The sequence below is a fragment of the Modestobacter lapidis genome (assembly GCF_054780755.1).
Map to the genome: position 1 here is coordinate 53,968 of NZ_BAAGVS010000020.1, position 20,284 is coordinate 74,251.

The following is a 20,284-nucleotide window of genomic DNA, read 5'->3' on the forward strand; positions in this document are numbered from 1 at the left end:
CAGCCGGGCCTAGCGTCCGGCCAGGTCCGCGGGCGGCGCATCCGGAGGTGGCCATGTACCGGCGACTGGCAACGGTGGGCCTGACCACCGCCGTGACCCTGGGGCTGCTCGCCGGTCCGGCGGCCGCGACGCACGACCCCACCCCGGGCGCGCCCGGCATCGGCGATCCGTACTACCCGCTGGCCGGCAACGGGGGCTACGACGTCGGGTCCTACGATCTCGCCCTCACCTACGACCCCGCGACCGACCTGCTGCGGGCGACGGCGACCATCGAGGCGCGAGCCACCCAGTTCCTGTCCAGCTTCAACCTCGACCTCGAGGGGCTCGACGTCGAGTCGGTGACCGTGGACGACCGGGACGCCGCCTGGGGCCGGGTGGGTGGCGAGCTGACCGTCACACCGCAGGGGCCGCTGCCCGCCGGCCGGCACTTCACCACCGCCGTCACCTACTCCGGGATCCCGCAGCAGCTCGCCAGCCCGCTGGGGTCCACCGGCTTCACCCACACCGACGACGGCGCGCTGGTGGCCGGCCAGCCCGACAGCGCCGCCAGCTGGTTCCCGTCCAACGACCATCCGCTCGACGCCGCCTCCTTCGACGTCCGGATCACCGTGCCGGAGGGTCTGGAGGCGGTGTCGAACGGCGTGCTGGAGGGCCGGCGGACGGCGGCCGGCTGGACCACCTGGCACTGGCGGGCCCCCGCGCCGATGGCCACCTACCTGGTGGTCCTGGCGATCGGCGAGTTCGACCTGCGGGCCTACGAGGTGGCCGGGGTGCAGTACTGGGACGCCCTGGACCCCGACCTGTTCACCCCCCTCCCCGAGCTGCCCGACCTGCCCCCGCTGGGCGTCACGGCCGAGGCGTCGCTGGCCCGGCAACCGGAGGTCCTCGCCTTCCTGGCCGAGCTGTTCGGCCCCTACCCGTTCCGCGCAGCCGGCGGCATCGTCGACGATCCGGCCGAGCTGTCCTTCGCCCTGGAGACGCAGACCCGGCCGGTCTACGCGTCGGGCTTCTTCGCCGACCCGATCGGCGGCGACCTGGTGGTCGTGCACGAACTGGCGCACCAGTGGACCGGCAACCTCGTCCGGCTCGCGGCATGGGAGCACTTCTGGCTGAACGAGGGCTTCGCCACCTACGCCGAGTGGCTGTGGCTGGAGCGCGAGGGCCTGGTTCCCGTGCAGCAGCAGTTCGACACCCTGATGAGCGACCTGCTGCCCGCCGACGACCCCTTCTGGACGGTGCTCCCCGGCGACCCCGGCCCCGACGCGCTGTTCTCGGCGGCGGTCTACATCCGCGGGGCGCTGACCCTGCACGCCCTGCGCCAGGCGGTCGGGGACGATGACTTCTTCCGCACCCTGCGCACCTGGACGTCCGCGCAGGCCGGCGAGGCGGTGACCACCGCGGACTTCGTCGCCCTGGCCGAGCAGGAGTCCGGCCGCGACCTCGACACCCTGTTCCGCGCCTGGCTGTACACGGCCGAAAAGCCCGCCGCGGGCTGACGGCGGCGCGGGGGCGGATGGCCCTCACGGTTTCGCGGGGTTCGGGATCCGGGTAGCCCACGCCGTCCCGCACGTCCCGAGACCAGGGAGAACCCATGCCCCCGCAGCGCCAGTCCGACCAGTCCGCCCCGAAGACGGTCAGCCCCACCGGCGTCGCCTACGAGGGCCCGAAGGAGGGCCGGGACCCCCGGGCCCAGGCCGGGGAGTTCCTCACCTCGACCCAGGGCGTGCGCATCCCCGACACCGACCACTCGCTCAAGGCCGGCCGTCGCGGACCGGTGCTGCTGGAGGACTTCCACCTCCGCGAGAAGATCATGCACTTCGACCACGAGCGGATCCCGGAGCGCGTGGTCCACGCCCGCGGCGCCGGGGCGCACGGCGTCTTCACCGCCTACGGCTCGGCGGCCTCGGTCACCCGGGCCGCGGTGCTGGCCGAGGAGGGCCTGGAGACCCCGGTGTTCGTCCGCTTCTCCACGGTGCTGGGCTCGCGCGGTTCGGCCGACACCGTGCGGGACACCCGCGGGTTCGCGACGAAGTTCTACACGAAGGAGGGCACCTGGGACCTGGTCGGCAACAACATGCCGGTCTTCTTCATCCAGGACGCGATCAAGTTCCCGGACATCATCCACGCCGGCAAGCCGCACCCGGACCGGGAGATCCCGCAGGCGCAGTCGGCGCACGACACCTTCTGGGATTTCGTCACCCTGCACACCGAGGCCACCCACCACACGATCTGGAACATGAGCGACCGGGGCATCCCGCGCTCGTACCGGATGATGGAGGGCTTCGGCGTCCACACCTTCCGGCTGGTCGGGTCCGACGGGGGGACCTCGCTGGTCAAGTTCCACTGGAAGCCGGAACTGGGCGTGCACTCCCTGATCTGGGAGGAGGCGCAGATCGCGGCCGGGGTCGACCCCGACTTCCACCGCCGCGACCTCTACGACGCCATCGAGGCCGGCGCCTTCCCGGCGTGGGAGCTCGGCATCCAGGTCATGCCCGACACCGACGAGGAGACGTTCGAGGGCATCGACCTGCTCGACCCGACCAAGATCGTGCCCGAGGAGCTCTGCCCGGTGCAACCGATCGGGAAGCTGGTCCTCAACGGGAACCCGACGAACTTCTTCGCCGAGACCGAGCAGGTGGCCTTCCACACCGGCCACGTCGTCCCCGGCATCGAGTTCACCAACGACCCGCTGCTGCAGGGCCGCAACTTCTCCTACCTCGACACCCAGCTGACCCGGCTCGGCGGCCCCAACTTCGCCCAGATCCCGATCAACCGGCCGCACGCGCCGGTCAACGACAACAGCCGCGACGGGTTCCACCAGTCCGCGGTGCACGAGGGCCTGGCGCCGTACAAGCCCAACAGCGTCGACGGCGACTCCCCCGACCTGGCCGATGCCGCGCACGGCGGCTACGTCAACGTGCCGCGGAAGGTCGAGGGCGAGGTGGTGCGAGGAGCCCCGGCGTCCTTCGACGACCACTTCTCGCACGCAGCCCTCTTCTACGCCAGCCTCTCCGACGTGGAGCAGCGGCACACCGCGGAGGCCTACACCTTCGAGCTCGGCAAGTGCTACGAGCAGGCGATCAAGGAGCGGGCACTCACCGTGCTCGCGAAGATCGACACCGGGCTGTGCGCCGCGGTCGCCGCCGGCCTCGGCCTGCCGGCCCCGACGGACACCCCGGCCGAGCACCTGGCGCCCTCCCCGGCGCTCCGGCAGATCAGGGACGAGCCGTTCCCGGTCGCGGGCCGCATCGTGGGGATCGTGGCCGGCCCGGACGCCGACATCGCCGGCATCACCGCGCTGCGGACGGCGCTCGAGGCCGAGGGCGCGGTGACCAAGGTGATCGCACCCGCCGGCGGGGAGCTCGGGACGGGCACGGCGAAGGAGATCGTCGAGCGGACCTTCGTCACCGCCCGCTCGGTGGAGTTCGATGCCGTGGTCGTCGCCGACGGCGCGCCCAGGGACAAGGACCTCAAGGCCGTCGTCCTGCTGCAGGAGGCGTTCCGGCAGCTGAAGGCCTTCGGCACCTGGGGCGACGGCGCCGCGGTGCTCACCGCCGCCGGCATCGACACCTCCGGGCCGGGCGTGCTCAGCGCCGACAGCGGAGCAGCGCTGGCCGCGGAGCTCATCGCGGCGATGGGCAGGCACAAGGTGTGGGAGCGGGCCGACCAGGTCACCGCCTCGGCGGTGCCGCCGGTCAGCTGAAGAAGGACCCTCGTTCTCCCCACGCTTCGCACGCTCAGCGCGGGCCCCTGAACGAGGGCCGTCGCAGGACAGGCCCGGTACGCGGTCGCGTACCGGGCCTGTCCTGCGTTAGACGGTGGGCTGCTCGACCGCAGTGGCCGGGTCGCCGTCGGCGGCCTGGGCCAGCGGCGGCACCAGCTGCTCGAGCAGGTAGGGCAGGGACAGCGGGCTGCCGTAGCCGAGCGCGCCCATCACATCGCCGTCGTAACCGCCCAGGTAGACGGTCCGGTCCTGGCTCACCACGTCCAGCCCGGCGAACAACGGATCGGTCAGCCCTTCGTCCTCCGGGTAGCCACCCCCGATCAGCACGTCCTGATCGAGCAGGTCCAGCCGCTCCGGGCTGACCTCGGTGCTCGTGTCGGCGACATCGAAGCCGAGGTCGGTGAAGAACTGGGTGCGCAGGTCGTCGGTGCCGAACAGGTAGTGCGCCGAGCCGGCGACGCCGGCGAAGTCGACCACCAGCGCCTGACCGTCGAAATCGGGGTTCCGCTCCGCCGCGTCGGCGAACTGGCGCTCGACCTCGTCGACCAGCTCCTGAGCTTCGTCCTCCCTGCCCAGGGCCTCGCCGGTGAGCAGCGTCTGCTCCTGCCACGGAGTGGCCCCGTCGGTGTACTCGTCGGTCTGCGCCAGCGTGGGGGCGATGCCGGACAGCTGGTCGTAGGTCGCCTGGTCCATAAAGGAGTAGACGCCGATGATCAGGTCGGGCTGCAGCGCCGCGACGGCCTCGACGTCGATCTCCTGGCCGCCCACGGTCGGGAGCTCCGCCACCCCGGCCAGCTGCTCCTGGGCCCAGGGGCGGTTCTCGACGTCGTAGTCGCCGAGGTTCGCCCGGACGCCGACCGGGCTCACGCCCAGCGCCAGCACGAAATCCTGGTCGTTGAAGCCGACGGTGACCACGCGCTCGGGTTCGGCGGGGATCTCCGTGGTGCCGAACTTGTTCGCGATCGTGACCGGCCAGGCCCCGTCCCCGCCTCCGGAGGTCGGTGCGTCGGGCTCGGCGCCGCCGCCGCACGCGACGGCCCCGGTCAGGACGGCGGCGACCGCGGCGGCGCGGGTGGCGGTACGGATCGGGCGGCGGGGCACGGCGACTCCAGACGGGTGGACGATCATGGTGCTGAGGTTAGCCATGCCTAAGTCGAAGCGGTGCATGCGCCCGGCTGGCTCGTGCCGGAAGTGCCGCGGCAGCCACCCGTGACAACCGTCAGGGGTGCCCCGTGCAGCCGATCGCGCAGGTCGATGAGATCCGGCACCTGTGCCGCGCCCGTACGCCCGGCACCGTCGGGAGTGCGTCCGGCGAGACCGGCCCAGCAGGGGCTGCGCCGGGTGCACGAGGAGGCGAGCGTGATCCCCACCGACGTCCCGGCCCGACCGGCCGAGGCCCGCACCGGCACCGCACCGGCGGTGGAGGTCGTCGACCTGCGCCGCCGGTACGGCTCCTTCGAGGCCGTGCGCGGAATCTCCTTCGCCGTCCACCCCGGTGAGGTCTTCGCCCTGCTCGGGGTCAACGGGGCCGGCAAGACGTCCGCGCTGGAGGTGCTCGAAGGTCTCGCCCCGGCCGACGGCGGCACCGTCCGGGTGCTCGGCGCCGACCCCCGCCGGGAACGGGCCGCCGTCCGGCCGCACCTCGGGGTGCTGCTGCAGGCCGGCGGGCTACCCGGCGACCTCACCGTCGCCGAGACGGCGCACACCTGGGCCCGCACCCTCACCGCGCCCCGGCCGGTCGGCGAGGCGCTGGCCCAGGTCGGGCTGACCGGCCGCGCCGACGTCCGGGTGGGCAGCCTGTCCGGCGGGGAGCGGCGCCGGCTCGACCTGACGCTGGCGCTGCTGGGCCGCCCCCGCGTGCTGGTGCTCGACGAGCCGACCACCGGGCTGGACCCGGAGAGCCGGCGGACCGTGTGGGCGCTCGTGCACGAGATGGTCGAGGGCGGGACGGCGGTCGTGCTGACCACCCACCACCTCGAGGAGGCCGAGGAGCTGGCCGACTCGATCGCCGTGCTGCGCGCCGGTCAGGTGGTGCTCGCCGGCACACCCGCCGGGATCGCCGACACCCAGCCGGCCACCATCCGGTTCTCCCTGGCCCCCACCGCTCCCCCGCTGCCCGCCCTGCCCGGGGTGCAGGTGGTCTCCCCCGCGCCACAGGTGCTCCTGCAGACCCGCGCGCTGCAGCCGGCGCTGGCCGCGCTGCTCGGCTGGGCCACCGCCTCCGGCGTGACCCTCGCCGGCCTGCAGGCCCGCTCGGCCTCCCTGGAGCAGGCCTTCCTCGCCGTCGCCGACGGCGCCGTCCCCACCCCCCGCTGAGCCCACCGGAGCCGGAGGAGCACCCGATGTCCGCGCCGACCATCCCCATCCCGACGACCGGGCCCAGCCGGGCCCGCCGCACCCTCGCCCTCGCCGGCGCGGAGACCCGGCTCTTCCTGCGCAACCGCACCGCGGTGGTCAACTCCGTGGTGCTACCGCTGCTCCTGGTCGCGGCCGTCCCCACCCTCGGCATCGGCAGCGGGGCCGGGGACGCCGACGACATCGGCGGCCGGCTGGTGGTCACCGCGGTCGGGGTGACGCTGGTCTACCTGACCTACTACAACCTCCTCACCACCTTCGTGGCCCGCCGCGAGGAGCTCGTGCTGCAGCGGATGCGCACCGGCGAGCTGACCGGCCCTGAGGTGGTGCTCGGCACCGCGGCGCCCACCCTGCTGATCAGCGTCGGCCAGGTCGCCGTCGTCGCCGTCGGCATGACGGTCCTCGGGCAGGCGCCGTCGCCGGTGGACGCCGTCCTGCCGCTGGTCGCACTGGCCGGCGGCGCCGCGCTGATGCTGCTGCTCGCCGCGGCCAGCACCGCCTTCACCCGGAGTGCGGAGAGCGCGCAGATCACCGCGCTGCCGCTGCTGGTGGCCTCCTCCGCCCTGTCCGGGCTGCTCTTCCCGCTCGCCGTGCTGCCCGGGCCGCTGGCCACCGCCGCCCGGCTCCTCCCGGTGTCCCCGGTGGTCGAGCTGGCCCGGCTCGGGTTGCTCGGCCGGACGTGGGACGGCCGCGAGGTCGACCTGGCCGGCGTCTGGGCCGCCGCCCCGCTGCCGCTGGCGCTGCTCGCCGGCTGGCTGATCGTGGGCGGCTGGGCGGCCCGGCGGTGGTTCCGCTGGGCGCCGCGCCGGTGATCCCGGCGCCCGGCGCGACGGGGCCGGGCAGCATGGGTGCCGTGCCGACGATGACCCGCTGGTGGGGCAGCCGCTCCGACGCCCAGCGGATCGACCTGTACACGCGCTGGTCCTTCTACGGCAGCATCGTCGCGCTGCCCCCGTTGCTCCTCTTCGCGGTGGCCCCGGCCTGGTCCGATGCCGGCAACGGCGTCGCCCTGGTCCTGCTGGTCGGCTCGCTGGCCACCACGGCCGGCTGCCTGCTGCTGGCCCGCCAGGGGTTCACGGCCCGCGCGACGGGTGCCGGGCCGGCTCGGCGCGAGTCCACCGCGGCGCTCGTTCCCGCCGGCCTCACCGCCGTCGCCGGGGTGGCCGCGACGGCTCCCGGCGCCGGCGTCAGCCCCAGCGCGCCGTGGGTGGTGGGGCTGGTCGCCGCGGCCGTGCTGCTCGCCCTGTCGGTGACCTGGCCGATGGGCCGGCTGGCATGGGCCGCCGGTGGTGCGGGTCTCCTGGCCGCCGGGGCCGCCCTCATCGACGGCGACCACCCCGTTCCGGCCCTCGTCGTCGGCCTCTCCGTCGCGTTCGCCCTGACCGGGGTCGCCGCTGCCTTCCGGTTCACCGTGTGGATCCTGGACGTCGTGCTCCAGATGGAACGATCTCGCGGCATCCAGCTCCAGCTGGCCGTCGCGGAGGAACGGCTGCGCTTCGCCCGCGACCTGCACGACGTGATGGGCCGCGACCTGTCCACCATCGCGGTGAAGAGCCAGCTGGCCGGGGAGCTGGTGCGCCGGGGGCGCCCCGGCGCCGCGGAGGAGGTGGCCGACATCAGCCGGATCGCCGAGGCCTCGCTGCGCGAGGTGCGGGACGTGGTCCGGGGCTACCGGACCGCCGACCTGCCCGGCGAGCTGGCCGGCGCCCGCTCGGTGCTGCGCGCCGCGGGGGTCTCCTGCACGGTCGGCGGCGAGGACACGGCGACCGGGCTGCCGGTCGAGGTGCAGGCGGCGCTGGGCTGGGTGGTGCGCGAGGCGGTGACCAACGTACTGCGGCACAGCCGGGCGACGGCCTGCGACATCTCGCTGGGCGTCGAGGAGGACGGGGTGCGGCTGGTCGTGGACAACGACGGCGCCACGGACGGGCCGGTCGCCCGGGGCAACGGGCTCACCGGCCTGGGCGAGCGGCTGGCGGGGGCCGGCGGCCGGCTGACCGTCCGCGCGGAGCACGGCCGGTTCCGCCTGACCGCGACCGTTCCGCCGGCGGTGCCCTGGTGATCCGGGTGCTGCTCGCCGACGACGAGAACCTCATCCGCTCCGCGCTGGCCGCGCTGCTGGCCCTGGAGGACGACGTGGCGGTGGTGGCCCAGGCCGCCACCGCGGCCGAGGCGCTGGCCATGGCGCGGGCGCACACCCCCGACGTCGCCGTGCTGGACCTGCAGCTGCCCGATCGGGACGGCATCACGCTGGCCGGCGACCTGGCCACCGTCGTCCCCGGCTGCGGGCTGGTCATCGTCACCGGCCACGGCCGGCCCGGCCACCTCAAGCGGGCCCTGGAGGCCGGCGTGCGCGGGTTCCTGCCGAAGACGGTGAACGCCGCCGTGCTCACCGACGTGGTGCGCACCGTGCACGGCGGCGGCCGGTACGTCGACCCGGAGCTGGCCGCGGAGGCGATCAGCGCCGGCGACAGCCCGCTCACGCCCCGGGAGGCCGACGTGCTGGAGCTGGCCGCCGGCGGCGCTCCGGTCGAGGAGATCGCCGCCCGGGCGCACCTGTCCCCCGGCACGGTGCGCAACCACCTGTCCGCGGCGGCGGTGAAGCTGGGCGCCGCCAACCGGCACGTCGCGGTGGCCGAGGCCCGCCGGCACGGCTGGATCTGACCCGGTGACCGGCTCGGTCAGATCGGTGGCACCGGCTCGCCGGACGCACCGAACCGCTCGACCCGGATCGACGCCGGGGGTACGCCCATGCCCACCAGCAGCTGGCTCGCCGCCTCCGCGAACGGGGTCGAGCCGCACACGTAGGACGTCTGCCCCGGCTCCCACAGCGGCAGCAGGTCCATCGCGGTGAGCCGGGCGGCCGGGCGGATGCCGTACGCCTCCCGGGTGGTTCCCACCAGCGCACCGGCGGCCACCAGCTCCGCGGCGTAGGGCAGCTCCGCCAGCGTCCGGGTGGAGACGGCGATGCGCAGCAGATCACCAGCGCCGATGGCGCGGGCGTGCCGGACCATCGCCACCAGCGGGACGACGCCACTGCCGCCGCCGATCAGCAGCGCGGGCTCGTCCCCCTCCCAGACGAACCAGCCGCCGATCGGCCCGCGGACGTCGAGCACGTCACCGGGCTCCACCACGTCGGCGAGGTAGGTGGAGACCTCACCGTCGTCGAGCCGCTCGATCCACAGCTCGACCAGCGGGTCGTCCGGCGCGGAGGCCACGGAGTACGACCGCTGGGCGGTGTACCCGTCCGCTGCGGTCAGCCGGACGACGTAGTGCTGACCGGGCAGGTGGTCGACCCGGTCGGGGACGTCGAGCCGGAGCTGGACCGACCGGGCCAGCGGTCGGCGGACCCCGGCCACCGTCGCGGTCCGCCACCCGCCGGCCGGGGCCCGCCCGGCCCCGCTCACGGCCCCGTCCAGAGGCTCGACGCGAGCTTGCGAGTGGCGAGGAGGACGGGGTCCTTAATCACCCTGGTAGCGCTGCTGGCGCCAGGGGTCGCCCCGGTCGTGGTAGCCGTTCTGCTCCCAGAAGCCGGGCTGGTCGCGCTTGAGCAGGGTCAGCTTGCTGATCCACTTGGCGCTCTTCCAGAAGTACAGGTGTGGCACCAGCATCCGCACCGGCCCGCCGTGCTCCACCGGCAGCGGCTTGCCGTCGTACTCCCACACCAGCCAGGCCTTGCCGCCGGTGACGTCCTCGAGCGGGAGGTTGGTGGTGTAACCGGTCTTCGACGTCGCCATCACGAACCGTCCCTCGGCCGTCGGCCGGGCCGCCTCGAGCAGCGAGTCGACGCTGATGCCGCTGAAGTGCGTGTCGAACTTCGACCACGTCGTCACGCAGTGGATGTCGCCGCGGTACTCGGCGCCGGGCAACTCGTGTGCCTCGTCCCACGTCCAGGTGGTCGGGTTCGCCACCTCCCCGTCGACGCTGACGCTCCAGGTCTCCGGGGTGATCCGGGGGGTCGGCTCGGCGGTGAGCACCGGCCAGTCGGCGCCGGCGTCGTACTGGCCGGGCGGCAGCCGCGGGTCGCGCGGGGCCCTGCTGCGGCCGAGGAAGCCTCGGGTCGGTCCTGCCACGTCGTCGTCCTTCCTCTGCGCGGGCGCGTCGGGAGGGATCCTCCTCCGCCGACGGCCGGCGCGGGGGCACCGGGCGGGAACTCATCGGCCGGGCGACTCGTTGGGCACCACCGACAGGCTTCCGGCGACACGCCGGACGCGGCGGGTTCCGTGAGGGTCGCCTTACATGAGCCGTGTCACGTCGCGTTCATCTGTGTGTCACGTGGGCAGGGGACGTACCTTTGCCGCTGTGGCGACAGTGACGCAGCAACCGGCCCAGCGCGGGGCCCCGAATACCGGGCGTTTCAGCAGCTCGGTCGTCAAGAAGGCAGTCATGGCGGTCAGCGGGATCATCATGATCCTGTACTTGATCGCGCACATGATCGGCAATCTGAAGGCGTTCTCGGGCGCCGAGTCCTTCAACGAATACTCCGGCTGGATCCGCACCATCGGGGAGCCGGCCGTCCCGACGCAGACGGTGCTGTGGATCATCCGGCTCGTCCTGCTCGCGTCGGTGGTGGCGCACTTCTGGGCGGCCTACTCGCTGTGGGCCCAGGCCCGGCGCGCGCGCCCGGTCGCCTACGTGACCAAGAAGCGGGTGCAGCAGAGCTTCGCCTCCCGGACACTCCGCTGGGGCGGCACGATCATCCTGCTGTTCATCATCTGGCACATCCTCGACCTGACCGTCGGCGCAGTGAACCCGGCCGGCGGCGACACCACGCCGTACGAGCGGCTGATCGCCAGCTTCTCCAACATCCCGATCACGCTGTTCTACGTGGTTTCGATGCTGCTGTTGGGGCTGCACCTGCGGCACGGCATCTGGAGTGCGATGCAGTCGCTCGGCCAGACCAACCGGCGGCGGGAGCGCAGCGTGAACGCGCTGGCCTACGTCGTCGCGACGGTGCTGACCGCGGGCTTCCTGCTCGTTCCGCTGTCCATCGCCTTCGGCCTCATCGACTGACGGGAACCGACATGCCCCTCGACCTCTTCACCGTCGGCGAACCGATCGCCGACACCAAGGCACCCGCCGACGTCCCGCTCCCCGAACGATGGAACGAGCGGAAGTTCCGGGCCCGCCTGGTCAACCCGGCCAACCGCCGCAAGCTCAGCGTCATCGTCGTCGGCACCGGTCTGGCCGGCGGCTCGGCCGCCGCCACGCTCGGCGAGGCCGGGTACCGCGTCAAGAGCTTCTGGTTCCAGGACAGCCCCCGCCGCGCCCACAGCGTCGCCGCCCAGGGCGGGATCAACGCGGCCAAGAACTACCGCAACGACGGTGACAGCGTGCACCGGCTGTTCTACGACACGGTCAAGGGCGGCGACTTCCGCTCCCGGGAGAGCAACTCCTACCGGCTGGCCGAGGTGAGCGCCAACATCATCGACCAGGCGGTGGCCCAGGGCGTGCCCTTCGCCCGCGAGTACGGCGGCCTGCTGGACAACCGCTCCTTCGGTGGCGCCCAGGTCTCCCGCACCTTCTACGCCCGCGGCCAGACCGGTCAGCAGCTGCTGTACGGCGCCTACCAGGCACTCGAGCGGCAGATCGGGCTCGGCAACGTCGAGACCTTTCCGCGCACCGAGATGCTCGACCTCATCATCGTCGACGGCCGGGCCCGCGGCATCGTGGCCCGCGATCTCATCACCGGTGAGATCAGCAGCCACTTCGCCGACGCGGTCGTGCTGGCCAGCGGCGGGTACGGCAACGTCTTCTACCTGTCGACCAACGCCAAGGGCTCCAACGCCACGGCGATCTGGCGGGCACACAAGCGCGGCGCCTACTTCGCCAACCCCTGCTACACCCAGATCCACCCGACCTGCATCCCGGTGGCCGGCGACTACCAGTCGAAGCTCACGCTGATGAGCGAGTCGCTGCGCAACGACGGCCGGGTGTGGGTGCCCAAGGAGCGCGGCGACTCCCGCGACCCGCGTCAGATCCCCGAGGACGAGCGCGACTACTTCCTCGAGCGCAAGTACCCCGCCTTCGGCAACCTGGTGCCCCGCGACATCGCCTCCCGTCAGGCGAAGAACGTGTGCGACGAGGGCCGCGGCGTGGGCCCGAACGGGCTCGGCGTGTACCTCGACTTCACCGACGCGATGCAGCGACTGGGCCGCCCGGCGATCGAGGCCAAGTACGGCAACCTCTTCGACATGTACGCCCAGATCACCGGCGAGGACCCGTACGAGACCGGGATGCGGATCTACCCGGCGGTGCACTACACGATGGGCGGGCTGTGGGTCGACTACGACCTGCAGTCCAACATCCCGGGCATGTTCGTGATCGGCGAGGCCAACTTCTCCGACCAGGGCGCCAACCGGCTCGGTGCCAGCGCACTGATGCAGGGCCTGGCCGACGGCTACTTCGTGCTGCCGAACACGCTGGCCAACTACCTGGCCGACGGGCCGTTCGAGAAGGTCGACGCGACCCATCCGGCCGCCGTCGAGGCCCAGCAGGCGATCAAGGACCAGACGGCGAAGTTGCTGTCGATCAACGGCACCCGCACCGTCGCCTCGTTCCACCGCGAGCTGGGCAAGCTGATGTGGGACCTGTGCGGCATGGACCGGTCGGAGGAGAGCCTGCGCAAGGCGCTGGACCGGATCCCGGAGCTCAAGCAGGAGTTCTGGACCAACGTGAAGGTCTCCGGCGAGCAGGGCACGTTCAACCAGAACCTGGAACACGCCGGCCGGGTCGCCGACTTCATCGAGCTCGCCGAGCTGATGTGCGTCGACGCGCTGCACCGCAACGAGAGCTGCGGCGGGCACTTCCGGGCGGAGAGCCAGACGCCTGAGGGTGAGGCGCTGCGCGACGACGAGAACTACGCCTACGTCGCCGCGTGGGAGTACACCCCGGACGGCGCTCCTCCGGTGCTGCACCGCGAGGCCCTCGAGTACGAGTACATCCACCTGGCACAGCGGAGCTACAAGTGAACCTGACCCTGAAGGTCTGGCGGCAGGTCAACCCCACCGTCAAGGGCAAGATGGTGACCTACCACGTCACCGACGTCTCGCCCGACATGTCATTCCTCGAGATGCTCGACGTCCTCAACGAGCAGCTCATCCTCGACAACGACGACCCGATCGCCTTCGACCACGACTGTCGCGAGGGCATCTGCGGCTCCTGCGGTCTGATGATCAACGGCATCGCGCACGGGCCGCAGCAGACCACCACCTGCCAGCTGCACATGCGCTCGTTCTCCGACGGCGACGTCATCGACATCGAACCCTGGCGCTCGGGCGGTTTCCCCGTGGTCAAGGACCTCGTCGTCGACCGGTCGTCGTTCGACCGGATCATCGCCGTGGGCGGGTACATCAGTGCCCCCACCGGCACGGCGCCCGAGGCGCACTCGGTCCCGGTGCCGAAGCAGGACTCCGACGCCGCCTTCGATGCCGCCACCTGCATCGACTGCGGCGCCTGCGTGGCCGCCTGCCCGAACGGCTCGTCGATGCTGTTCACCGCCGCCAAGGTGGCGCACCTCGGGCTCATGCCGCAGGGCCAGCCCGAGCGCGACACCCGGGTGCTGAAGATGGTGGCGCAGCAGGACGCCGAGAACTTCGGTGGCTGCACCAACATCGGCGAGTGCTCGGCCGTGTGCCCGAAGGGCATCTCGATGGAGACCATCTCGCGGCTGAACCACGACCTGCTCGGCGCGCTGCGCGCCGGCGCGGTGCCGGCCAGTTAGAGGACGACCAGCTGGGCGGGGGTCCTCCGGGGCCCCAGCCCAGCTGCGTCTCAGGTCGCGCCGCCGCTGACGCCCAGCCGGTCGGCGAGGAAGAGGAAGGCCGCCGCGAAGTCGTTGCCCTGCACCTCGGCGCGCAGCCGTTCCCAGTCGAGCTGCTCACGAACGGCGCGCACGTGCGGCAGCAGCGACCCGAAGTCGCAGTAGTGCTCGGTCATCGCGCGCAACTTGCTGGACAGCAGGTCGGTGGCCGGCAGCACCGGCATCCGGATGCCGAGCAGGTCCATCTCCTCCGAGCGCTCGAGCAGGGTGGCGTCGACGGGCTCGCCGACGATGCGGTGCAGCAGGTCGACGGTGACGCCGTCCAGGGCCGCCTTGAACAGCCAGTCCTCCGGCGGGCGGACCACCTCGAACCCGGCGGCCGCCAGCACGGCCGCGGCCTGCTCCGTGTCGTCCTCGGCGATGACGAAGTCGACGTCGTTCTCGGACTCCGGCGCTCCGTGCGCCCACAGCGCGTACCCGCCGGCCAGCGCGAACGGCACCCCGTCTGCCTTGAGCGCGGAAGCGGTGCGCTTGAGCGCCAGCCGGAGCGGTTCACGGAACTCGGCGGTCACCCAGGCTCCCGGTGTCATCGGCATCTCTGTCGGTACGGCGGATCTCGGGTGTGCGGCTACCCGTCCGGGTAGCGCTCACGCGTGCGCCTCGCGACCTTCAACATCCTGCACGGACGCTCCCTCGCCGACGACCGCGTCGACGTCGACCGGTTCGCCGCCGCGATCGCCGACCTCGACGCCGACGTGCTCGCGCTGCAGGAGGTGGACCGGGACCAGCCGCGCTCCCACCACACCGACCTCACCGCGGTGGCCGCCGACGCCATGGGAGCCCCGGCCCACCGGTTCGTCGCCTCCATCGCCGGCACACCGGGGGCGACCTGGATGGCCGCGACCGGCACCGAGCAACCCGGGACGGCGGCCTACGGGATCGCGCTCCTCTCGCGGTACCCGGTGTCGAGCTGGCAGGTGGTCCGGCTGCCGACCGTGCCGTTCCGCTTCCCGCTGTGGCTGCGCGAACCGCGCAAGCTGATCATGGTGCACGAGGAGCCGCGGACGGCGGTGGTCGCGGTGGTCGAGACGCCGCACGGTGCGGTGACCGTGGTGAACACCCATCTGTCGTTCGTGCCGGGGTGGAACCGGGTGCAGCTGAGCCGGCTGCGCCGCGACCTCATGGCGTTCCCCGGGCCGCTGGTGCTGCTGGGCGACCTGAACATGACCCCGCCCACGCCGGCCACGGTCACCGGGTACCGGACGCTGGCCGCCGAGCACACCTTCCCGGTGCAGACGCCCGACCGGCAGCTGGACCACGTGCTGCTGCGCGGTGAGATCGGCGCGGTGACCGCCACGGAGTCCCGGGCGCTGCCCCTGTCGGACCACCGTGCGCTGCTGGTCGACCTGTTCCTGGATGCCGGCCGCCACCGGCCATAACCGCAGCGGGATCGGATCGTTCGACGACGAACCGGTACCACCGTCACTGTGAACCGACTGCACTGTTCGCTAGGTTCACCACATGGTCCCGGAACTCCACGTCTTCGATCGCCTCCTCGAGATCACGCTGCTCCTCCAGGAGGACATGGCCCGGTCCTTCGCCGGCTCCGGGTTGACCGCCGCGCGCACCCACCTGCTGTGGGTGGTCCACCAGTCGGGCCCGTCGACCCAGCAGAGCCTGGCCACCGCGCTCCAGGTCACTCCGCGGAACGTGACCGGGCTGGTCGACGCGCTGGAGGCCGGGGGCTTCGTCACCCGCCGCCCGCACCCGACGGACCGGCGCGCCACGCTGGTGACGCTCACGGACCAGGGGCTGCAGACGATGGCGGACATGGACCGGGACCGCCGCCAGATCGCCGCGCGCCTGGTCGCCGACCTCACCGAGGAGCAGGTCCGGTGCTTCCGGGAGGCGCTCGACGTCGTCACCTCGCGGCTGCACGATCTCGCGGCAGGCGCGACCGACGCGGAGACGGCGGTGACGGCATGACGGCGCCGGCCACGACCCCGGGCCGACGGAGCCGCTGGCAGATCGCCGGCCGGCTCGCCCGCCGCGCGGTCCGGATGGAGATCGGCGGCTACCAGGCGATCTACCGCTTCCTGTTCCGTCGACCGCGGGTGCCGGCCGGAGCCGCCGGGTTCAGCTACCACGCGCCGGTCCTGGCGGTCACCATCGCGTTCATCGTGGTGTCCGCGGTGGAACTGGTCGTCGTCGACCTGCTCGTGAGCCGGTGGCCCGCGGTCCGCATCCCCCTGCTGGTGCTGGGCGTCTGGGGGCTGGTGTGGATGTTCGGCCTGCTGTTCGGCATGCTCACCCGCCCGCACGCTGTCGGCCCGGACGGGATCCGGGTGCGCTCCGGCACCGAGGTGGACATCCCCCTCGCCTGGGACGAGATCGCCACGGTGACGCACCGCAAGCGGATCGCGCCCGACGGGGAGCCCCAGGTGGCCGTCGACCCGGCGGGCCACGCGACCCTGCACATGCGGATGCAGGAGCAGACCAACATCGAGGTGGTCCTGGACCGGCCGGCCCCGGTGCGGCTGCCCACCGGCACCGAAGTGGTCCACCGGATCGCCCTCTACGCCGATGATCCGCAGGGCTTCCTCGCCGAGGTCCGGCGGTGGGCGACCGACGATCCCGGCACCTGACGGGCGGGGTCGCCGCGCTTCAGCCGCCGCGGGCGAAGAGCTCCGCGGCCTGCGCGTCGTCCACGAACGGGTACTTGACCATGAACTGGGCCAGCGCGTCGGTCACCGACAGGACGTGGGTCTCGCGACGCCCCGCCGCGTCGACGGTCTGCACGGTGACCATGTCGTCGTTGATCGGGACCCAGTGGGTTTCCACGTAGTCGGTGAACACGTTCACGCGCGCACGACCTCCATCGCCTCGGCCAGCAGCGTGACCGACCGCAGCCGGCCCTCCGTGGACGGCGACTGGTGAGCGACGATCAGCTCGTCGGCGCCGGCCAGCCGGCGGAAGGCCTCGACCTGCTCGCGCACCTCGGCCGGCGTACCGACCGCGGAATGGGTGAGCATCGAGTCGACGTGCTGCCCGGCGCCCTGGGACAGCAGCAGGTCGGCCTCGGCGTCGGTGAAGTTCCGCCCGCGGCCGAACAGCCCGGTGGCCAGCGTGCGGCGCACCGCGGCGAAGGCAGCCTGCGCCGCGGTGCTGCTGTCGGCGGCGACGACGTTCATCCCGGCGATCACGTACGGCTCGTCCAGCTGGGCGGAGGGCTGGAAGTCGCGTCGGTAGATCGAGACGGCGGCCTCGAGGGCCTGCGGCGCGAAGTGCGAGGCGAACGCGTAGGGCAGGCCCAGGGCCGCTGCGAGCTGCGCGCCGAAGGTGGAGGAACCGAGGATGAACAACGGCACCTCCGACCCCCGGCCGGGGACGGCGTCGACCCCGGGCACCCGGGTCTTGCCGGCCAGGTAGGCCTGCAGCTCCAGCACATCCTGCGGAAAGGACTCGGCCGAGCCCGGGTCGCGGCGCAGCGCGTACATCGTGTTCTGGTCCGACCCGGGGGCGCGGCCCAGGCCGAGGTCGATGCGACCGGGGTACATCGCGTCGAGCGTGCCGAACTGCTCGGCGATCGTCAGCGGTGCGTGGTTGGGCAGCATGACCCCGCCGGCACCCAGCCGGATGTGGCTGGTCTGCGCGCCGACGTGGGCGATGAGCACGCTCGTGGCCGACGAGGCGATGGTCGCCATGTTGTGGTGCTCGGCGTACCAGACGCGCTGGTAGCCCTGCGCCTCCGCGCGCTGGGCGAGGGCGACGCTGGCGGCGATGCTGTCGCTCACGGACTGGCCCCGCAGGATCGGCGCGAGGTCGAGGACGGACAGCGGGATGCTCATGGGTCAGGCCTTCCGATCGGTTGCCAGGAGCAACCGCACGGGGGCGCCAGGCCTTCCCGATCGCGGCCCGGGCGGTCGGCCACCATCAGGCCTGGGCGTCGCACCAGGTCTCGAGCAGGTCGCGGGCGTCCCGCCAGGGCCCGGCGTCGTCCTCGTCCAGATCGGCGCGCACGGCCAACCCGTCGCGCAGGATGGCGAGCTCGGTCATCGCCGGGGCGGCCGCGGCCGCGAGGCCGGGGACGGCACCGGCCGCCCGGCCGGCGCGGTCCAGCGCCGCGTCCATCTCCAGCTCGGCGGCTGCCCGGCTCCCTCCGCCACCGAGGCCCTCCTCGGCGAGGGCCTGCACCTCGTAGCGGGCGACCCCGCCGGTGAGCGCCTTCTCGACGTCGGCGCAGGCCACCGCCATGGCGCTGGGTGTGCGCGCCGCGGCCGCCGTCAGCGGTGCCGGCGGTGCCGGGTCGGGGGCCGCCGGCGCCGGGTCGGGAGCCGCGGCCGGGCCGGTCGCGGGCAGCGCCTGGCCGACCGGTGCGGTGGCAGGCTGCGTCGTGCAGCCGGCCACCCCGGCGAGCAGCAGCGTCACCACGGCCGGCCCGGCCACCGCGCGGGCTACGGAGCGCCGACCGGACACCGACGCACCCTGTCACCCCGCAGGGGGGCCCGCCCAGGGCCGGGAGTCCCGGGTCGCGGCGGCGTCCGGCCGGGCGGACGTGCGGAGCTCGTCGGCGATCTCGCCGCTGCCGGCGGCGAGGACCCCCATGCGCCCGGCCTCCTCGAGGTGCGCCGGCTGCACTCCCGAGATGGCGTCGGCGGCGATGAGCACCCGGTAGTCGCGCTCGCTCGCGCCGTAGACCGCGGCCCGCGGGCAGTTCGGGTAGTTGCAGCCCGCCAGGACGACGGTGGTGACCCCGTGCGCCCGCAGGTGCTCGTCCAGCCGGGTCCGGTGGAAGGCACCCCACCGGGGCTTCCACATCGCCCACTCCTTCGGAGTGATCTGCTGCAGCTCGCCGGCGAGCAGCCGTTCGGCGTCCAGCGCGGGGGCGCCGGGCGGCAGCAGGTCGGGCACGATCTGGGCGCCGGCCGACCCCGGTCGGACGATCGGCGCGCCGGAGTCGAGCACGGTGCGCCGGGCCAGGTCGACGTCGTCACCGTCATAGAGGCGGACGACGTGCACGACCGGGCGCCCGGCCGCGCGGTAGGCCGCCAGCAGCCGGGCGATCACCGGGACCACCGCACTGGTGCCCGGGATGGGGCTCGCCCCACCGTCGACGAAGTCGACCTGCGTGTCGATGACGAGCAGGGCCGAGCGGTCGAGTTCCGGGGCGATGTGGAGGTCCGCCGCGCGCCAGTGAGCCAGCATTGATTCCGCCATGCGGATTTCCCTTCGATGTCGAGGTGTAGATCGTCGCACTAGGCGGTACACAACGGTTCCGGAAGTGCTTGACGTCGCACCTTTCCATGCCCACGATGCACGGCGTGATGCAGACCACACCGTTCCCCGACCACGCCCAGCCGGCCGCTGCCGCCACGCCGACGGGCACGACGCGATGAGGCTCCTCTCCTTCCACGCCGATGGCGGCGTGCGGCTGGGTGTCGAGACCGACCGCGGGGTCGTCGACGTCGCGGCCGCCGCCCCCGACGCGCCGGCGACCATGCAGCAGCTGATCGCCGCCGGGCCGGAGGTCCTGGACCGGGTCCGCCAGGCGGTCGGATCCGCCACGGACGCCGTCCCGCTGGAGCAGCTCCGCCTGGCCCCCGCCGTCCCCGACCCCGGAAAGATCATCTGCGTCGGCCTCAACTACCGCAAGCACGCCGCCGAGGGCGGGATGCCCGTTCCCGAGCAGCCCATCTACTTCGCCAAGTACCGCAACAGCCTGGCCGGCTCCGGCGAGGAGGTGGTCATCCCGGCGGCGACCCGCAAGGCCGACTACGAGGTGGAACTGGTCGCGGTCATCGGCCGGACGACGCGCAACGTGTCGACGGAGGACGCCCTCGACCACGTCTTCGGCTACGCCACCGGCAACGACCTGTCCGCGCGCGAGCTGCAGAACCGCAGCAGCCAGTGGATGTACGGCAAGGCCATCGACGGCTTCGCCCCGCTGGGCCCCTGCCTGGTCACCGCCGACGACGTACCCGACCCCCAGGCGCTGCGCACCCGGACCTGGGTGAACGGCGACCTGCGCCAGGACTCCAACACGGTGGACATGGTCTTCTCCGTCGCCGAACTGGTCAGCGACCTCTCCCAGATCATGACGCTGGAGGCCGGCGACGTGATCTTCACCGGCACGCCGGAGGGCGTGATCCTCGGCATGGCCGACCAGGTCTGGCTGCAGCCCGGGGACGAGGTCGTCTGCGAGGTCGAGGGTCTCGGCCGCCTGGTCACCCCCTTGGTGGGGCACGAGGGCTGACCTCCCGCGCCTGTCCCAGCTCCCGGAGCCGGACCGGGCAATGACACCCGGCTGCACCACTCCCCAATGACGAGGAGAACCCGTTGGAACCGTCACTGAGGTTTTCTCACCTGGTTCCGCGGTCGAGTGAAGTCAGGACAAGGGCGGCGGCGGCAATAGCGGTGATCCGTTGTGGGCAGACGGTCACGCGATC

General features: G+C 72.9%; 21 protein-coding genes. 13 read left to right on the forward strand and 8 right to left on the reverse strand.

The window, feature by feature from the left end; translation table 11 throughout:
* Positions 1-53 precede the first annotated feature (53 nt).
* Positions 54-1,496, forward strand: coding sequence for a M1 family metallopeptidase (locus ACYVG5_RS16865; protein ID WP_222046232.1), 1,443 nt, complete (start codon positions 54-56; stop codon positions 1,494-1,496).
* A gap of 95 nt (positions 1,497-1,591) precedes the next feature.
* Positions 1,592-3,703: a catalase gene (locus ACYVG5_RS16870; protein ID WP_222046234.1), complete on the forward strand. Its 2,112-nt coding sequence runs from the start codon at positions 1,592-1,594 to the stop codon at positions 3,701-3,703.
* 108 nt (positions 3,704-3,811) lie between these two features.
* Here the strand turns inward: ACYVG5_RS16870 and ACYVG5_RS16875 are convergent, their stop codons facing one another.
* On the reverse strand, positions 3,812-4,852 hold the full coding sequence (locus ACYVG5_RS16875; RefSeq protein ID WP_222046236.1) for an iron-siderophore ABC transporter substrate-binding protein: 1,041 nt from the start codon (positions 4,850-4,852) through the stop codon (positions 3,812-3,814).
* A gap of 231 nt (positions 4,853-5,083) precedes the next feature.
* On the opposite strand from ACYVG5_RS16875, the gene ACYVG5_RS16880 reads away from it, so the two are divergent.
* From ACYVG5_RS16880 to ACYVG5_RS16895, 4 genes are read left to right on the forward strand one after another with little or no spacing between them, the layout of a single operon-like run.
* Positions 5,084-6,040 (forward strand): ABC transporter ATP-binding protein, encoded by a 957-nt coding sequence (locus ACYVG5_RS16880; protein ID WP_222046352.1) that lies wholly within the window; start codon positions 5,084-5,086, stop codon positions 6,038-6,040.
* 26 nt (positions 6,041-6,066) lie between these two features.
* Entirely contained in the window at positions 6,067-6,891 is an 825-nt protein-coding gene (locus ACYVG5_RS16885) for an ABC transporter permease (RefSeq protein ID WP_222046237.1), read from the forward strand.
* A 50-nt stretch (positions 6,892-6,941) separates the two neighbouring features.
* Positions 6,942-8,138 carry a sensor histidine kinase gene (locus ACYVG5_RS16890; RefSeq protein ID WP_460683374.1) on the forward strand — a complete coding sequence of 399 codons (1,197 nt, stop codon included), beginning with the start codon at positions 6,942-6,944 and terminating at the stop codon, positions 8,136-8,138.
* The gene (locus tag ACYVG5_RS16895) at positions 8,135-8,740 is read left to right on the forward strand and encodes a response regulator (RefSeq protein ID WP_222046239.1); all 606 of its coding nucleotides are present in this window, start codon (positions 8,135-8,137) and stop codon (positions 8,738-8,740) included. The genes ACYVG5_RS16890 and ACYVG5_RS16895 overlap by 4 nt, the downstream gene beginning before the upstream one ends.
* A gap of 17 nt (positions 8,741-8,757) precedes the next feature.
* Here the strand turns inward: ACYVG5_RS16895 and ACYVG5_RS16900 are convergent, their stop codons facing one another.
* Together ACYVG5_RS16900 and ACYVG5_RS16905 are read right to left on the reverse strand one after the other, a co-directional pair.
* Positions 8,758-9,483, reverse strand: coding sequence for an FAD-binding oxidoreductase (locus ACYVG5_RS16900; RefSeq protein ID WP_460683372.1), 726 nt, complete (start codon positions 9,481-9,483; stop codon positions 8,758-8,760).
* 54 nt (positions 9,484-9,537) lie between these two features.
* Positions 9,538-10,149: a sulfite oxidase-like oxidoreductase gene (locus ACYVG5_RS16905; RefSeq protein WP_222046240.1), complete on the reverse strand. Its 612-nt coding sequence runs from the start codon at positions 10,147-10,149 to the stop codon at positions 9,538-9,540.
* A 238-nt stretch (positions 10,150-10,387) separates the two neighbouring features.
* On the opposite strand from ACYVG5_RS16905, the gene ACYVG5_RS16910 reads away from it, so the two are divergent.
* Genes ACYVG5_RS16910 through ACYVG5_RS16920 form a run of 3 tightly spaced genes read left to right on the forward strand, consistent with a single transcriptional unit; the run spans position 10,388 to position 13,799 of the window.
* Positions 10,388-11,089, forward strand: a complete 702-nt coding sequence (locus ACYVG5_RS16910; RefSeq protein ID WP_460683375.1) for a succinate dehydrogenase cytochrome b subunit — start codon at positions 10,388-10,390, stop codon at positions 11,087-11,089.
* 11 nt (positions 11,090-11,100) lie between these two features.
* Complete coding sequence (locus ACYVG5_RS16915; RefSeq protein ID WP_222046242.1) at positions 11,101-13,047, forward strand: fumarate reductase/succinate dehydrogenase flavoprotein subunit; 1,947 nt, start codon at positions 11,101-11,103, stop codon at positions 13,045-13,047.
* Positions 13,044-13,799: a succinate dehydrogenase/fumarate reductase iron-sulfur subunit gene (locus ACYVG5_RS16920; RefSeq protein ID WP_222046243.1), complete on the forward strand. Its 756-nt coding sequence runs from the start codon at positions 13,044-13,046 to the stop codon at positions 13,797-13,799. Before ACYVG5_RS16915 ends, ACYVG5_RS16920 begins: the two co-directional genes overlap by 4 nt.
* A gap of 50 nt (positions 13,800-13,849) precedes the next feature.
* Here ACYVG5_RS16920 and ACYVG5_RS16925 read toward each other — a convergent pair whose 3' ends face one another.
* Positions 13,850-14,410 carry a nucleotidyltransferase gene (locus ACYVG5_RS16925; RefSeq protein ID WP_460683373.1) on the reverse strand — a complete coding sequence of 187 codons (561 nt, stop codon included), beginning with the start codon at positions 14,408-14,410 and terminating at the stop codon, positions 13,850-13,852.
* 81 nt (positions 14,411-14,491) lie between these two features.
* Between ACYVG5_RS16925 and ACYVG5_RS16930 the strand changes: the two genes are divergently transcribed.
* From ACYVG5_RS16930 to ACYVG5_RS16940, 3 genes are all read left to right on the forward strand, one after another.
* Positions 14,492-15,277 (forward strand): endonuclease/exonuclease/phosphatase family protein, encoded by a 786-nt coding sequence (locus ACYVG5_RS16930; protein WP_222046247.1) that lies wholly within the window; start codon positions 14,492-14,494, stop codon positions 15,275-15,277.
* A gap of 82 nt (positions 15,278-15,359) precedes the next feature.
* Positions 15,360-15,824 carry a MarR family winged helix-turn-helix transcriptional regulator gene (locus ACYVG5_RS16935; RefSeq protein ID WP_222046249.1) on the forward strand — a complete coding sequence of 155 codons (465 nt, stop codon included), beginning with the start codon at positions 15,360-15,362 and terminating at the stop codon, positions 15,822-15,824.
* The gene (locus ACYVG5_RS16940; RefSeq protein WP_222046250.1) at positions 15,821-16,483 is read left to right on the forward strand and encodes a hypothetical protein; all 663 of its coding nucleotides are present in this window, start codon (positions 15,821-15,823) and stop codon (positions 16,481-16,483) included. The genes ACYVG5_RS16935 and ACYVG5_RS16940 overlap by 4 nt, the downstream gene beginning before the upstream one ends.
* 19 nt (positions 16,484-16,502) lie before the next feature.
* Here ACYVG5_RS16940 and ACYVG5_RS16945 read toward each other — a convergent pair whose 3' ends face one another.
* The 4 genes from ACYVG5_RS16945 to ACYVG5_RS16960 form a co-directional block, all read right to left on the reverse strand.
* On the reverse strand, positions 16,503-16,700 hold the full coding sequence (locus tag ACYVG5_RS16945; protein ID WP_222046252.1) for a hypothetical protein: 198 nt from the start codon (positions 16,698-16,700) through the stop codon (positions 16,503-16,505).
* Positions 16,697-17,686, reverse strand: a complete 990-nt coding sequence (locus ACYVG5_RS16950) for an LLM class flavin-dependent oxidoreductase (RefSeq protein WP_222046254.1) — start codon at positions 17,684-17,686, stop codon at positions 16,697-16,699. The genes ACYVG5_RS16945 and ACYVG5_RS16950 overlap by 4 nt, the downstream gene beginning before the upstream one ends.
* An 85-nt stretch (positions 17,687-17,771) precedes the next feature.
* Positions 17,772-18,314 carry a hypothetical protein gene (locus ACYVG5_RS16955; RefSeq protein ID WP_222046256.1) on the reverse strand — a complete coding sequence of 181 codons (543 nt, stop codon included), beginning with the start codon at positions 18,312-18,314 and terminating at the stop codon, positions 17,772-17,774.
* Positions 18,315-18,326: 12 nt separating this feature from the next.
* Complete coding sequence (locus tag ACYVG5_RS16960; RefSeq protein ID WP_222046259.1) at positions 18,327-19,043, reverse strand: cysteine hydrolase family protein; 717 nt, start codon at positions 19,041-19,043, stop codon at positions 18,327-18,329.
* Between the two features lie 187 nt (positions 19,044-19,230).
* Between ACYVG5_RS16960 and ACYVG5_RS16965 the strand changes: the two genes are divergently transcribed.
* Positions 19,231-20,091: a fumarylacetoacetate hydrolase family protein gene (locus tag ACYVG5_RS16965; protein WP_222046261.1), complete on the forward strand. Its 861-nt coding sequence runs from the start codon at positions 19,231-19,233 to the stop codon at positions 20,089-20,091.
* Positions 20,092-20,284: the final 193 nt, after the last annotated feature.